10 protein-coding genes and 1 tRNA gene are annotated in these 13,107 nt (G+C 70.0%); 7 read left to right on the forward strand and 4 right to left on the reverse strand.

What is annotated here, in order from left to right:
• Positions 1-131 precede the first annotated feature (131 nt).
• On the forward strand, positions 132-770 hold the full coding sequence (locus tag AB8M46_RS38255) for a TetR/AcrR family transcriptional regulator (RefSeq protein WP_394363360.1): 639 nt from the start codon (positions 132-134) through the stop codon (positions 768-770).
• A 234-nt stretch (positions 771-1,004) separates the two neighbouring features.
• Here the strand turns inward: AB8M46_RS38255 and AB8M46_RS38260 are convergent.
• From AB8M46_RS38260 to AB8M46_RS38270, 3 genes are all read right to left on the reverse strand, one after another.
• Positions 1,005-1,078: transfer RNA gene (locus AB8M46_RS38260), tRNA-Arg, on the reverse strand.
• Positions 1,079-1,320: 242 nt separating this feature from the next.
• On the reverse strand, positions 1,321-1,710 hold the full coding sequence (locus AB8M46_RS38265) for a peptidase inhibitor family I36 protein (RefSeq protein ID WP_394363361.1): 390 nt from the start codon (positions 1,708-1,710) through the stop codon (positions 1,321-1,323).
• A 188-nt stretch (positions 1,711-1,898) separates the two neighbouring features.
• The gene (locus tag AB8M46_RS38270; RefSeq protein ID WP_394363398.1) at positions 1,899-2,948 is read right to left on the reverse strand and encodes a LacI family DNA-binding transcriptional regulator; all 1,050 of its coding nucleotides are present in this window, start codon (positions 2,946-2,948) and stop codon (positions 1,899-1,901) included.
• Positions 2,949-3,069: 121 nt separating this feature from the next.
• Here AB8M46_RS38270 and AB8M46_RS38275 point away from each other — a divergent pair, with 121 nt between their 5' ends.
• Both AB8M46_RS38275 and AB8M46_RS38280 read left to right on the forward strand, forming a co-directional pair.
• Positions 3,070-4,248: an MFS transporter gene (locus tag AB8M46_RS38275; RefSeq protein WP_037347661.1), complete on the forward strand. Its 1,179-nt coding sequence runs from the start codon at positions 3,070-3,072 to the stop codon at positions 4,246-4,248.
• 104 nt (positions 4,249-4,352) lie between these two features.
• A complete protein-coding gene (locus AB8M46_RS38280; protein WP_394363399.1) occupies positions 4,353-5,486 on the forward strand; it encodes a sensor histidine kinase in 1,134 nt (377 codons plus the stop codon).
• On the opposite strand, the gene AB8M46_RS38285 is transcribed toward AB8M46_RS38280, so the two are convergent.
• Positions 5,460-6,098, reverse strand: coding sequence for a histidine phosphatase family protein (locus tag AB8M46_RS38285; RefSeq protein ID WP_350591521.1), 639 nt, complete (start codon positions 6,096-6,098; stop codon positions 5,460-5,462). The two genes, AB8M46_RS38280 and AB8M46_RS38285, sit on opposite strands and share 27 nt — an antisense overlap.
• Positions 6,099-6,140: 42 nt before the next feature.
• Between AB8M46_RS38285 and AB8M46_RS38290 the strand changes: the two genes are divergently transcribed.
• The 4 genes from AB8M46_RS38290 to AB8M46_RS38305 all read left to right on the forward strand — a co-directional run bounded on the left by AB8M46_RS38290 (position 6,141) and on the right by AB8M46_RS38305 (position 13,104).
• Positions 6,141-8,168 carry a cytochrome c oxidase assembly protein gene (locus AB8M46_RS38290; RefSeq protein ID WP_394363362.1) on the forward strand — a complete coding sequence of 676 codons (2,028 nt, stop codon included), beginning with the start codon at positions 6,141-6,143 and terminating at the stop codon, positions 8,166-8,168.
• A 162-nt stretch (positions 8,169-8,330) separates the two neighbouring features.
• Positions 8,331-8,780 carry a single-stranded DNA-binding protein gene (locus AB8M46_RS38295; RefSeq protein ID WP_394363363.1) on the forward strand — a complete coding sequence of 150 codons (450 nt, stop codon included), beginning with the start codon at positions 8,331-8,333 and terminating at the stop codon, positions 8,778-8,780.
• A gap of 96 nt (positions 8,781-8,876) precedes the next feature.
• Positions 8,877-10,553: an energy-dependent translational throttle protein EttA gene (ettA, locus tag AB8M46_RS38300; RefSeq protein WP_007034699.1), complete on the forward strand. Its 1,677-nt coding sequence runs from the start codon at positions 8,877-8,879 to the stop codon at positions 10,551-10,553.
• 16 nt (positions 10,554-10,569) lie between these two features.
• Positions 10,570-13,104: a hypothetical protein gene (locus AB8M46_RS38305; protein WP_394363364.1), complete on the forward strand. Its 2,535-nt coding sequence runs from the start codon at positions 10,570-10,572 to the stop codon at positions 13,102-13,104.
• The last annotated feature ends 3 nt before the right edge of the window (positions 13,105-13,107 follow it).

The following is a 13,107-nucleotide window of genomic DNA, read 5'->3' on the forward strand; positions in this document are numbered from 1 at the left end:
ACCGTTGCTCTTCCGGTCGAGACTGTCGGCAGTGCCTCTGGAGTCATGCTCTCACTGGACGATGTCACTAATCTCCCCCATTCAAGTCGATCACCCGAATGGGGCAGTTGTTCGCATGTATAGTCGAGATGGTGACCGCTTCGAAGCCTCGCCGGTCGCCAAAGCCGCAGAAACGACAGCGGGATGCGGACCGTACGCGCCGGTTGATCTTGGATGCGGCCATGGCGGAATTCGCCGCGCACGGGTACGCGGGTGCCCGGATCGCGGCGATCGCGGCTCGTGCCGGCGTCAACCAGCAGCTGATCTCTTACTACTTCGACGGTAAAGAGGGTCTGTATCAGGCGATGTCGGAAGGGTGGGGTCGGCGGCAGAGTGAGCTGGTGGCACCGGGGACTCCTCTTCCGGAGCAGTTGCGCCGCTACGTTCTGGAAGTCCTCTCCGGTCGAGAAGGTATGCGTCTGCTGGCATGGTCCGGTCTGGAATACGACGGCCCGGACAGCGATCCGGACCACGCGTCCAGGGCGAGGCGCTTGGGCGGGGCCGTGGAGCAGATCGAGCGGCTGCGGACTTCAGGAGAGCTGCCGGCCTGGGTCGACCCGGAGTGCTTGACCGTGATGGTGATGGCCGCCGCGATGGCCCCTGTGACCCTGCCTCACGTCATCGAAGGCCTGGCGGGGGCCGATCCGGAGTCTCCCGAGTTCGTCAAGCGCTACGCCGACCAGCTCGCTCAGCTGATCGACCATCTGAACCCGGCGAGTCGCGGTCGATAGCGCTACGAGATCGACCGGTAGCGCAGGGTTCTCCGAGACGATGCGAAGGAACGGTCCCGAGGTGAGGTTGACGAGCAACCGAGCCTGGTCCCGGTTGAGTACTTTTTCACGAGCGGTGGCCGGTTTCGGCCCGAGGGCATCTTCGGCAAGGTTGGTGGGTATGCGGGATCACAGTGCCCAGTCCAGGTCGGAGGGGCCTGTCCGGCCCCTCCGATCCCGTTCTCCTCTGCGACGTGCCCCCGGCAGGACTTGAACCTGCGACCTAGAGATTAGAAGGCTCTTGCTCTATCCAGCTGAGCTACGAGGGCCGACGTCGGCGACGTTGGGTGTCGCCCAGCATCGGCAGCTTAGCCGTCGCCAACCTGTCGATCGTTCGACACCGCCAGATCGTTTCAGGTCGAGCCCACCGTTTTTTGGAACACCCGTGAGCGCGTCACGACGCGGGGTGACGCGCTCACGGGCCGGGGCCGCTTCGGGGGAGCGGCCCCTGGGTTCGTGCAGGTCGCGAGTCGACTCTTCCGCGAGCGATCGGCACGAACCGCCGGGGTGGTCAGTCCCAGATCTTGAGGGCGCGGATCACGAACGGCCCCTGGGGTACGTAGGTGCCGCCACCCGGATAGGTGATGAAATCTCCCTCCGTCGTGCATTCCTCGCTCTGGTAAATCGTCACGTCACGGCTCAGCCGGTTGACGAACGAATGCCCGTCGAAGCCTTCGGGCAGGGGAATGCATTCCTCGGGATTGGAGGTGCGCAGGTCGAATTTGTGCACCGCGCCGCCGTATGATTCCGCGCCCCATACGCAGAACTCGCCCTTCTGGCAGCCGGGCTGGGGCGGCGCGGTGGCGGCACCGGCGACTCCGGCGCTGGTCAGCAAGCCCGCCAGGGCGAGCAGGAGCACGTGCGGGAGGCGGGCGCGCAGGTTCGTCAAACGTCGTTGCATGGCTGGGTTCTCCCCCGTGAATCGGCGGCTGGATCGCCGTCGGTGAATGTGTGATTCCACGATGGCGCGCGGGGAAGGCTTTGTCTGCCCGCATTTCTACTTCTGTGGATAAGTAGTTGTGCGCCGCTCGATCGGGGCGAGTTGTCCACATATCGCCGGGAGCGCCTTGTGTTCGCCGAAAGCGGCTGCTACGCGGGCGCGGTGGAGTCCCTGACGACCAGTTCGGCGGGTATCTCGGCGGGGGCGGGGACCTTCTCCCCGCGCAGCAGGCCCAGCACCAGCTCGCCGGCCGCCCGGCCCTTGGCGGCGAGATCCTGCCGGACGGTCGTCAGCGGTGGTTCGGACCACCGGGCGGGCGGGACGTCGTCGAAGCCCACGACCGAAAGATCGCCCGGCACCGACAGGCCGAGATGTCTGGCCGCCGAGATCGCCGCCAGCGCCAGCAGATCCGACATGCACAGCAGCGCCGTCGGCCGCGGATGCCGGTCGAGCAGGCCGAACGCACTTGGCAGCGCACCCTCGACCGAGAGTCCGGACGCCTCCCAGATCGGCACGTCCGCCGCCGGGATCCCCGCTTCGGCCAGTGTCTCCAGGTAGCCGGCCATCCGCTCGCGGTTGTCGTGGAACCGGCTGTTCCCGGCCTCGGCCACGCTCAATTCCCCGCCGCGCGGCGCGGAGAGGCACTGCGCCGAGAAGATCCCGATCCGCCGGTGCCCGAGTTCCACCAGATGCCGGGCGGCGGCCGCCGCGCCCGCCCGGTCCGCGACGCCGATCCTGGCCGAACTGCGGATATGCGGCTGGTCGATCACCACCAGCGGCATCCCCCGGTCGCGGACCGCGGTCAGCGCCGGCGCGCCGTCTGCCAGCGAATACGCCACCGCGATGTCGGCTTGCGCGGTCAGGATCCGCTCCGCGCGCGGGCCGCCGCTCTCGCCGTCGCCGGGAAGCAGCAGGAGGGCGTGGCCTTCGGGATCGACGACGGTCGAGAGCGCGTCGAGGGTGAGCGACAACGCGGGATCCGAGAACGCCGTCGAAAGGTTCGCGTCGAGCAGGACGGCGATCGCGCCGGTGCGGCTGGTCGCGAGACTGCGCGCGGTCGGGTTCGGCCCCGCGTACCCGATCTTCTTGGCCGCGCGAAGCACCTCGTCCCGCAGCTGGGCGGACAGCTGATCGGGCCGGTTGTAGGCGTTGGACACGGTCGCCCGCGACACCCCGACGGCGTCGGCGACATCGTCCAACGTCGGCCTTCGCCGTCGCGTGCTGGTCACCGGCGCAGTGTAGTCCGGGGGAACGCCGGTGGACTTTCTGAAGCGCTTAAGTCATTCTGGGGGAAGAGGAATCGGAAGGAGACTGGGGTCTATGCGTGACCGTACGGCCGTTTTCGTCGTGTTCGCGCTCAACGGGGCCGCGCTCGGCTCCTGGGCGCCGCGGACTCCGGCGTTGTCGGAAAGGGTGAACGCCTCACCGGGCGTTTTCGGGCTGGCCCTGCTGGGCGCCAGCGTCGGCATGCTGATCGCGGCGTCGGTTTCGGGGCGGCTGATCGAACGCCACGGCGCCCGCGCGGTGGTCGCGGGCAGCACGATCATCGCCTGCGCCGCGTTGCCGATGATCGGCTTCTCGACGTCGGTCGCCCTGCTCGCCGGGGCGCTGTTCGTCCTCGGTGCGAGCGTCGGCGCGCTGGACGTGGCGATGAACGTCGCGGGAGTCGAGGTGGAACGCCGATCCGGGCGGGCCATCATGCCGACCCTGCACGCCGGATTCAGCTTCGGCGCGCTGGCGGGCTCCGTCGCCGCCGGATTCGCCGCGTCACATCAGTGGTCGCCGGGACGGCATCTCACGGTCGCCGCGCTGTCCGCCCTGGTCGTGCTGGCCTTCGTGATCACGGCCGTGCCCGGCGCGCGGCCCGTGCACACCGAGCCCGTCGGGAAACCGCGTGTGCCACCGATCAAACGTCCCGTCCTCTGGCTGCTGGCCGCCATCGCGTTGTTCTCGGCCATCGCCGAGGGTGCGAGTTCGGACTGGTCCGCCCTGCTGATGACGTCTGTGCACGGCGTCGGCGACGGCGCCGCGGCCTTCGCCTATTCCGGGTTCGCCCTGGCCATGGCGCTCGCCCGGCTCGCGGGTGCCTGGCTGCAGAACCGTTTCGGCGCGACGCGGGCGCTCGCGGTCGGCGCCGGGATCGCGGCGGCGGGTCTGGTGCTCGCCGCGGTGGCGAGCCTGCCGGTGTTCGGGTTCATCGGCTTCGCGCTGGCGGGTGCCGGGCTGGCCGCGGCCTTCCCGATCGCCTTGAGCCTCGCGGGCGCGTCGGGGAAACGCGCCGACGGCACCGGAGGCGAGCGGGAGCTGGCGTTCGTCACGGCGATCGCCTACACCGGCTTCCTCGCCGGGCCGCCGCTGATCGGCGGGATCGCGCAGGTGACGTCGCTTTCGGTGTCGTTCCTCTTCGTCGGCTTGACCGCGGCGCTGATCGTGCCGTCCGCGGTGGCCGCGGCGCGGGCGCGGAACCGGGAGGAGGCCGCCGAACCCGTCGCCCGTTGACATCCTCGCCGGAGCCCGGGCAAGCTGATTGCTCGGTAAACTGAAATGAATGCGACTTTGTCGTCATTTCAGGAAGGCTGATCCGGGGGAGGGGCGGCGTGAGGGTGCTGATGCTCGGAGGGGGCGCCGGGATTCCGGCGCGGCTGGTGCAGACCACGTTGCCCTGGCTCATCCTGGTCCCGGTGGCGTTCCGGCTGGTGATGCTGGCGCAGGCGCTGTGGACGGCGGGCACCGGCGGTTCGGTGCTGTGGATGTTCGTGCTGCTGCACCTGGTGCCGAACGTCGCCGAAGCCGTCTGGATCTTCCGCCGTCCCCCGGCCGGGACGTGGCTGGTTCCGGTGGCGGACGCGGTGTTCGCCGCGCTGTTCGTCCTGACGGCCGCGCCGTTCACGCAGGACGGCGCGATCACGTCGATCACCTGGACCCATCTGATGGGCACGGTGATGATCTGCGCCCTGCTGCGTGGCACGCGCGCGGGCGTGTTCGCCATCGGGGGCGCGGTGCTGCTGAACATCGTGCTGCACCTCGGCTCGCCGCTCGGTCTCCTGCTCACCCTCGCGACCGCGCTCGTGGCGTCGCTCGCGATCGTCGGCGTGGTCGGCGCTTCGATGCGGTTCGCGCTCGGTTTCGGGGAGCAGCAGGGCCGGGCGGCGGAACGCGAGCGGCATCGCCGCGACGTCCACGACACCGTCCTGCAGGTGATGGAGTCGTTCGCGATCCCCGCGCCCGCCGACGAACTCGACCCGGCGGCCAGCCTCGACCGCGTCCGCCGGACCGCTCGGGCTCAGGCGATGCGCCTCCGGATCAGCCTCGAACACGAACCCGCCGAGGGAATGGGACTGCATCAACGGCTGCGGCTGCTCGCCGCCGAAATGGCCGCGGAGGGGTTGCGCGCCGAGGTGGTCATCCAGGACGACTGCGCTCCCGAACTCGCGGAGGAAGCGGCCGTGGCACTGCACGATTCGGTCAGGGAGGCCTTGCGGAACACGTTGAAGCACTCCGGGACCAGGCGGGCCGTGGTCAGCGTCGAGGAGATCGGCGGCGGGGTCTCCCTGACGGTGCGCGATCACGGCGCCGGATTCGACGTCGGCGACCGGCGGCGCGGCTTCGGCCTCGAGAATTCGATCATCGCGCGGATGGCGGAGATCGGCGGTTTCGCGCGGATCGAATCCAGCCCGGGACTGGGAACGAGAGTGGTGCTCCTGGCTCCCTCAGTCCTGCGTCTCCCCGTCGGGTGAGTCCCGCCACTGACGGAACGGGCGGTCGAGCGTCCATTTGTCGCCCACCCGCTCGACGACCCGGTATTCGCAGGTCGTCGGGTTGGACAGGGACTCGAACAGCTCGATGCTCCAGCCGAACAGCCGGCGGCACAGCAGCCGGATGGTCAGCCCGTGTGAGACGACCAGCACGGTTTCGGGGTGATCTTCGCCGCAGGCCGCCAGTTCGCTGAGGAACGCGGCGACCCGGTCGTCCACGTCCGCGCCGGACTCGCCGAACGGCAGCCGGTAGAAGAAGTGCCCGAACTCGTGGCGCCGTTGTTTCTGGACCTCTTGCTCCCGCGGATCTTGGAGGTTGCCCCAGTCCTGTTCCCGCAGTCTCGGCTCCGGCACGATCCGCTCGCAGGAGTCACGAATGTCCATGAGCCGCAACGTTTCCCGCGTCCGCAGGTACGGGCTCACATAGACCGCCGGGCGCTGCCCTTCGAGCAGGTCCTCGATCTCCGGGCCCGCCAGCCTGGCCTGCTCGCGGCCGGCTTCGGTGAGCGGCAGCGCGTGGTCGGGGATCCGGGTGTAGGCGAGCTCGTCGACGTTGCCGAGCGACTCGGCGTGCCTCAGCAGGATGATCCGCACGCCGCCATCTTGCCGGTTGCGCGTCCGGCATACCCTCGTGACGTGCCTTCAGACCCCGAGACGAAACCGGCCCCATCCGCGCGGAAGGCCGGTGTCCTGCCGCTGGTGTCGATCGGGGCGCTCCTGGCCGCGGTGGTGGCCGTCGGCCTGGTCGCGCTGACCGGTGGCGCCGGTTACGTCATCGCCGGACTCCCGGACCCGGGCCTGGTGACGCGCTACGGCATCACCGTCGTCCGCGTGCTGGCCGAGGCGGCTTCGGTGCTGTGCGTGGGTTCGCTGCTGCTCGCCGCGTTCCTCGTCCCGCCGCAGAAGTCCGGCACGCTCGCGGCCGACGGTTACGCGGCCATCCGCGTCGCGGGTGTCGCCGCGTGGGTCTGGTTCTTCGCCGCCGCCGCGTCGATCTTCTTCTCGGCCGCGGACGGCGCGGGGCGTCCCTTCACCGAGGTGCTGTCGCCGCAGGTGCTGATCGACCTCGTGGACGCCATCGAGCAGCCCAAGGCATGGCTGTTCACCGCGTTGATCGCACTGCTGGTCGCGCTCGGCTGCCGTCTCGCGCTGACCTGGGGCTGGACGACGGTCGTGTTCTTCCTGTCCGTCGGCGGTCTCGTGCCGGTCGCGGTCACGGGGCATTCCGCGAGCGGCGGCTCGCACGACATGGCGACCAACAGCCTGCTGTACCACCTGGTCGCCGCCGCGCTGTGGGTCGGCGGGCTCGTGGCGCTGCTCGCACTCGGCTGGCGCCGCGGCGAGAACCTCAAGCTCGCCGCGACCCGGTTCTCCAAGCTGGCACTGGTCTGCTGGATCGTGATGGCGGTCTCCGGCATCGTCAACGCGCTCGTGCGGATCAGGATCGCCGACCTGTTCACCACGGACTACGGCCTGCTGGTGGTCGCGAAGATCGTCGCGTTGCTGCTGCTCGGTGTCTTCGGGCATCAGCAACGGCAGAAGGGCGTCGCCGGGCTGGTGAACGGCGCCGGCGGCGGTCAGCTGCTGCGGCTCGCCGCGGTCGAGGTGCTGATCATGTTCATCACGATCGGCATCGCCACCGGGCTCGCGAAGACCCCTCCGCCGCAGGAATCGCTCACCCAGCCGTCGACCACCGAACTGCTGATCGGCTACGACCTCCACGGTCCGCCGACCGTGCTCCGGCTGCTGACGGATTGGCGGTTCGACCTCGTCTACGGGACCCTCGCGATCGTTCTCGCCGGGCTGTACATCGCCGGGGTGCGACGGTTGCGCCGTCGCGGCGACACCTGGGCCACCGGCCGGACCATCGCGTGGCTCGCGGGTTGTTTCGTGCTGCTGATCGCGACGTCGTCCGGCATCGGGCGGTACGCGCCCGCGATGTTCAGCGTGCACATGGGCAACCACATGTTGCTGTCCATGGTGGCGCCGGTGCTGTTCGTGCTCGGCGGCCCCGTGACGCTCGCCCTGCGCGCGTTGCCCACGGCGGGCAAGGACGCCCCGCCCGGACCGCGCGAATGGCTGCTCGCGTTCGTGCACTCGCCGCTTTCACGGTTCCTGACGCATCCGATCGTCGCGCTGCTGCTGTTCGTCGGTTCCTTCTACGGTCTGTACTTCTCGGGCCTGTTCGACGCCGCGCTGAACTACCACTGGGCGCATCTGGCGATGAACGCGCATTTCCTGCTCGCCGGTTACGTCTTCTACTGGCCGGTGATCGGGGTCGACCCGGCGCCGCGACGGCTCCCGCCGCTGGGACGGCTGGGGATGATGTTCGCCGCCATGCCGTTCCACGCGTTCTTCGGGATCGCGCTGATGAGCATGCAGACCGTGCTCGGACAGGACTTCTACCGCGGGCTGAAACTGCCGTGGGTCACCGACCTGCTGACCGACCAGCGGCTCGGCGGCGGGATCGCGTGGGCGTCCGGCGAGTTGCCGGTGCTGCTGGTGCTCGTCGCGCTGCTGGTGCAGTGGGCGCGTCAGGACGAGCGGGAGGCGCGGCGCCGGGATCGCCGCGAGGAGGCCTCGGGCGACGCGGATCTGAACGCCTACAACGCGATGCTGAAGAAACTCGCCGATCAGGGGCGAGGTCCGGGGTCCGGCTCCTAGCACACCCCGCCCACTGTCCTCGGCGCTCCGCCCCGAGTTGTCCACAACGCCCGGAGTTGTCCACAGATCCGGTTCACGTCCCTTTTCCGCCCTCGATCCGCGGCAGTCTGTGATCACGGACGGGAAAGTCCCGGAACGAGGAGAAGGGCGAGTGTGATGGCGATGGGCGAAACGTGGGTGACCATGATCGGCAACCTGACCAGCGAACCGGTCCACCATCCGGAGCGGGTGCACGGGCACGACGTCGTGTCGTTCGGCTTGCGGAGTGTCGAACGCCGGTACGACAAGGAAAGAGGCGAGTGGGGCGAGGGGCGGCAACTCGCGGTCAAGGTCACCTGCTGGCGCAAGCTGGCGATGGCGGCGTTCTCCTGCCTGAGCAAAGGCGACCCGGTGATCGTGGCCGGGCGGCTGCGCGGCGCGGAGACGGCGGAGGAGATCCCGGCACCTCTGGGTCTACCTGAGCTTGAGGCCTTCTCCATCGGCCCCAACCTCGCCCGGTGCTCGGCCGAGATCCACCGGATGGGACGGGATCGGCCCAGGGCGATCCCGTCGGCCCTGCCGCCCGCGGGGAATCCCATGGTCATCGCGCTGGAGGACGCACCCGTGGCGTGAGGTGCCGGTGCTCACTCAGTGATATCGGGCTGACTGTCGGTAGCTCGGTGGTGACCGCCGTCAAGGCCGCGATCGGCTCGCTCTACGATCGCTTGTATGGCCGAGTTCATCTACACCATGAAGAAGGTGCGCAAGACCGTCGGGGACAAGGTCATCCTCGACGACGTCAGCACCGCGTTCTACCCCGGCGCCAAGATCGGCGTGGTGGGGCCGAACGGCGCGGGTAAGTCCACCGTTCTGAAGATCATGGCGGGGATCGAGCAGGCCAGTAACGGCGAAGCCTTCCTCCAGCCTGGCGCCAGTGTCGGCATCCTCATGCAGGAGCCGGAGCTCAACGAGGAAAAGACCGTCCGCGAGAACGTCGAAGAGGGCCTTGGCGACATCAAGGTCAAGCTCAACCGCTTCAACGAGGTCGCCGAGCTCATGGCGACCGACTACAGCGACGAGCTGATGGAGGAGATGGGCAAGCTCCAGGAGGAGCTCGACCACGCCGACGCGTGGGAGATCGACTCCACGGTCGAGCAGGCGATGGACGCCCTGCGCTGCCCGCCGCCGGACGAGCCGGTCACCCACCTCTCCGGTGGTGAGCGCCGCCGGGTCGCGCTGTGCAAGCTGCTCCTGTCCGCGCCCGACCTGCTGCTCCTCGACGAGCCCACCAACCATCTGGACGCCGAAAGCGTGCTGTGGCTGGAACAGTTCCTGGCGAACTACGCCGGCGCCGTCCTCGCCGTCACGCACGACCGGTACTTCCTGGACAACGTCGCGCAGTGGATCATGGAGCTCGACCGCGGCCGCGTCGTCGGCTACGAGGGCAACTACTCGACGTACCTGGAGAAGAAGCGCGAGCGTCTCGAGGTCCAGGGCAAGAAGGACGCCAAGCTCGCGAAGCGCCTGAAGTCCGAGCTCGAATGGGTCCGGTCCAACGCCAAGGCGCGTCAGACCAAGTCGCGGTCCCGGCTCGACCGCTACGAGGAGATGGCCGCGGAGGCGGACAAGCACCGCAAGCTCGACTTCGAAGAGATCCAGATCCCGCCGGGGCCCCGGCTGGGCAGCGTGGTCGTCGAGGTCGAGAAGCTGCGCAAGGGTTTCGACGACCGCGTGCTCATCGACGGGCTGTCGTTCGACCTGCCGCGCAACGGCATCGTCGGCGTGATCGGGCCGAACGGTGTCGGCAAGACGACCCTGTTCAAGACGATCGTCGGGCTCGAGGAGCCGGACGACGGCCGGGTCAAGATCGGCGAGACGGTCAAACTGTCCTATGTGGACCAGAATCGCGGCGGGATCGACCCGAAGAAGACGGTATGGGAGGTGGTTTCGGACAAGCTGGACTACATCCACGTCGGGCAGACCGAAATGCCCTCGCGTGCCTACGTCAGCGCGTTCGGTTTCAAGGGCCCGGACCAGCAGAAGCCGGCGGGCGTGCTCTCCGGTGGTGAGCGCAACCGGCTGAACCTGGCGCTGACCCTCAAACAGGGCGGGAACCTGATCCTGCTCGACGAGCCGACGAACGACCTGGACGTCGAGACCCTGGGCTCGCTGGAGAACGCTCTCGAGCAGTTCCCCGGCTGCGCCGTGGTCATCTCGCACGACCGGTGGTTCCTCGACCGGGTCGCGACGCACATCCTCGCCTGGGAAGGCACGGACGAGAACCCCTCGCAATGGTTCTGGTTCGAAGGTAACTTCGAGGGCTACGAGAAGAACAAGGTCGAGCGTCTCGGTGCCGAGGCGGCTCGTCCGCACCGCGTCACCCATCGCAAGCTGACCCGCGACTGAGGGCCGGGGGTTCCCCGTGGAAGCCAGCAAGCGCCAACGGCCGGGCTCGCCCACCACCATGGTGGGTGGGCGGACGGCTGCCACCGGGGGAACCCTGTCCGCTGTCGGCAGGTTGATCGAACGCGCGGACGCCCTGCACCTGAGGGCGCCCGAGCTCGCCCTGGTGCTCGGGGAGCGCGCGGCAGCGCTCGCCGAGGCCGCCGGAGCCGACGAGCAGTGGATCCGTGCGGAAAGCCTGGTGGTGAGCGCCCGGGTGCGGCTCGGTGGCCGTCCTCGGACGGTCGGCCGCGCCGTGGCCGCCCTGCGCGCCGCGGAACACGCGGGCTACGGAGACATCGCCGCCCGGCTGAGGATCGACCTGGCGGTCTGCGCGCGCAGCGTCGGCATCCCGCTGACGGGGCTGGCCGCGTTGCGTCCGTTGCTGGCGGATCCGGCGGTTTCGCCGTCGCACCGGGCCGAGGCGTTGTGTCACCTCGTCGGCTGCCTGGCGCAGTTCGGCCGGAAGGCGGAACTGGACCGGGTGCTCGCCGAGGCGGACAAGCTCGTGCTCGGCGACGCCTCGATGACGGCGGACTCGCAGCTGCTGATCCGCGCGATGTTGCGGGTCGGGGTGTCGGCGCACCGCCGTCGGCACGGAGACCTGACGGCGGCCGCCGATGCCGCGCGGACCGGGCTGGGCATGCTCGAGAAGCTCGGAAACCCGGACGACGACGGCGGTCTCGTCCGGATCAGGCTGATCCTGCAACTCGTCTGCACGTTGCTGGACCGGGGCGACACGGAGATGGCGCTGGAGGTCGCGCAGCCGATCCTCGACGCCCCCGTCCGGGCCGCGGGGATCGCGCCCGCCGCCTGGCTGCGGCTGGCGGTGGCCACCCGGGTCCTGCTGCCCGCGGGATCCGGCGAGGCCGCCGGAATGCTCGTCCGTGAGGCGGTCGCCGGGACCGGTGACCACAACCTGCACGCCGTCACGGCACGGCTGTGGCTGGAGCTCGCGCAGATCGAGGAACGGCTGGGCCGGGCCGAAGAGGCCATCGGCTGCCTGCACCGTTCGCGGGCCGCCGAGCATCTGCACGCCCGCGCGCGCAGGCAGGCGTGCAACGTCCTGGTCGGCGAGTTCGGCTCGGCCGAGAACGCCGCTGTCGACCTCGACGACGTCTTGCGGGCCGTGGCCGCGCGGTCGGCAGTTCCGGCGCCGGAACCGGCCGAGGTGACCGCGGTGATCCCGCCGATCGACGTGGCGGCACCGCCGAAACGGGCCGCGGCCGAGCCGCCGGTTCGGCGTGAGTCGCAGCCTGTGCGGCAGACCAGGCAGCCGGAGCCCGCGCCGGTGCGGCAAACGCCGGTCGAGCCTGCGCGCGCGTCGGTACCCGCACGCCCCGCGGAGCCCGCGCGTCCCGCCGAGCCGCCGCGTCCGGTGGAGCGTCCCGCGACGCCGGTCGCCGAAAAGAGCGAAGCGCCGGTGTTGAAGCCGCCATCCCGTCCGGAGCCCGCACGGGAAGTGGCGGAGTCCGACAGCGACTGGCGTCGTCGGGTGCCGAAGAAGGCCAAACCGTCGATCAGGTTCGAGCCCAAGGCCGAACCCGCCGCGCCGAAACTGATGCCGCCGCCGAAACCGGAACCCGCGCCGGTGTCGCGTCCCGAGCCGGAGCCTGGGCGCCGTCGTCGTCCGGAGACGCCCGCGGCGCGTGAGACCGCCGCCGAACCCGTGGTCGCTCATCCCGAAACCCCGGCTCCGGCCGTACGGTGGCGGGCCGAAGCCGAAGCGCCCGCCCGGACCGAGGAGCCGGTGCCCGTCGCGGCCTCGGAACCCGTCGTCCCCGAACTGCTTCTCGCACCCGAGCCCGCCGCCGAGCCCCGGCCGCGGATGACGGCGGAGGCCACGCCGCCGCGTCCGCCCGGCACCGCCGCCCCGTTGTGGGAGAGCGACGAATGGGCGGCCGAAGAGCGGGCCCGCCGGTCGTCGGCGCCCGTCTCGCGCAAGACCAGGCACGACGCCGAACACGGTTCCGTGGCGGCGAAATCTGTGCTGGACCGGCTCGGGATCTCGAGCTCCGGTGGACAGGGCGGCGGCCGTCGCCGTGCGGACGCCGCCGCGGATCCCGTGCACCCCGAACCCGTCGCCGAAGAACGCGCCGAGACACGCCGGGAACAGCCTCCGGTCGAGTACCGCGAGCCCGCCGTCCCGCTCGCCCCGCCTCCTCGGGAAGATCCCACGCCACCGCGGACTCAGGAGAACGCCCGTCCGGCCGCCAAGGAAGAGGTCGCGGATCCCTGGCTGCCGCGGTTGCGGATGCCGCCCGCGCTGGACCCGCTGACCGACACCGGTTCCTGGCGGCCGATCACGCCGTTCCCGGAGAGCTACGCCCGCGCGATCGCGGAGGAGGAACCGCCGCCGGACGCCGGTCTCGCCGATTTGCTCGCCCGCGCGCTCGCCGAGCATCAGGCGGGCACCGCCAGCGCCGCCGCGCTCGTGAAGCAGCTCGGTTCCCAGGACTCGGGAAAGCGTCCGGTCAACGGGCACGACCGGCACCGCGCCAACGGGAGCGACTGAACC

Origin of the sequence: Amycolatopsis sp. SB7-3 (genome assembly GCF_041021335.1) — a bacterium.
In the GTDB taxonomy this organism is placed as follows: domain Bacteria; phylum Actinomycetota; class Actinomycetes; order Mycobacteriales; family Pseudonocardiaceae; genus Amycolatopsis; species Amycolatopsis japonica.

Coding starts and splice junctions, on each gene's coding strand:
- AB8M46_RS38265 (WP_394363361.1), bottom strand. CDS start 1,710: ATGCAACGACGTTTGACGAACCTGCGCGCCCGCCTCCCGCACGTGCTC.
- ettA (WP_007034699.1), top strand. CDS start 8,877: ATGGCCGAGTTCATCTACACCATGAAGAAGGTGCGCAAGACCGTCGGG.
- AB8M46_RS38295 (WP_394363363.1), top strand. CDS start 8,331: ATGGGCGAAACGTGGGTGACCATGATCGGCAACCTGACCAGCGAACCG.
- AB8M46_RS38275 (WP_037347661.1), top strand. CDS start 3,070: ATGCGTGACCGTACGGCCGTTTTCGTCGTGTTCGCGCTCAACGGGGCC.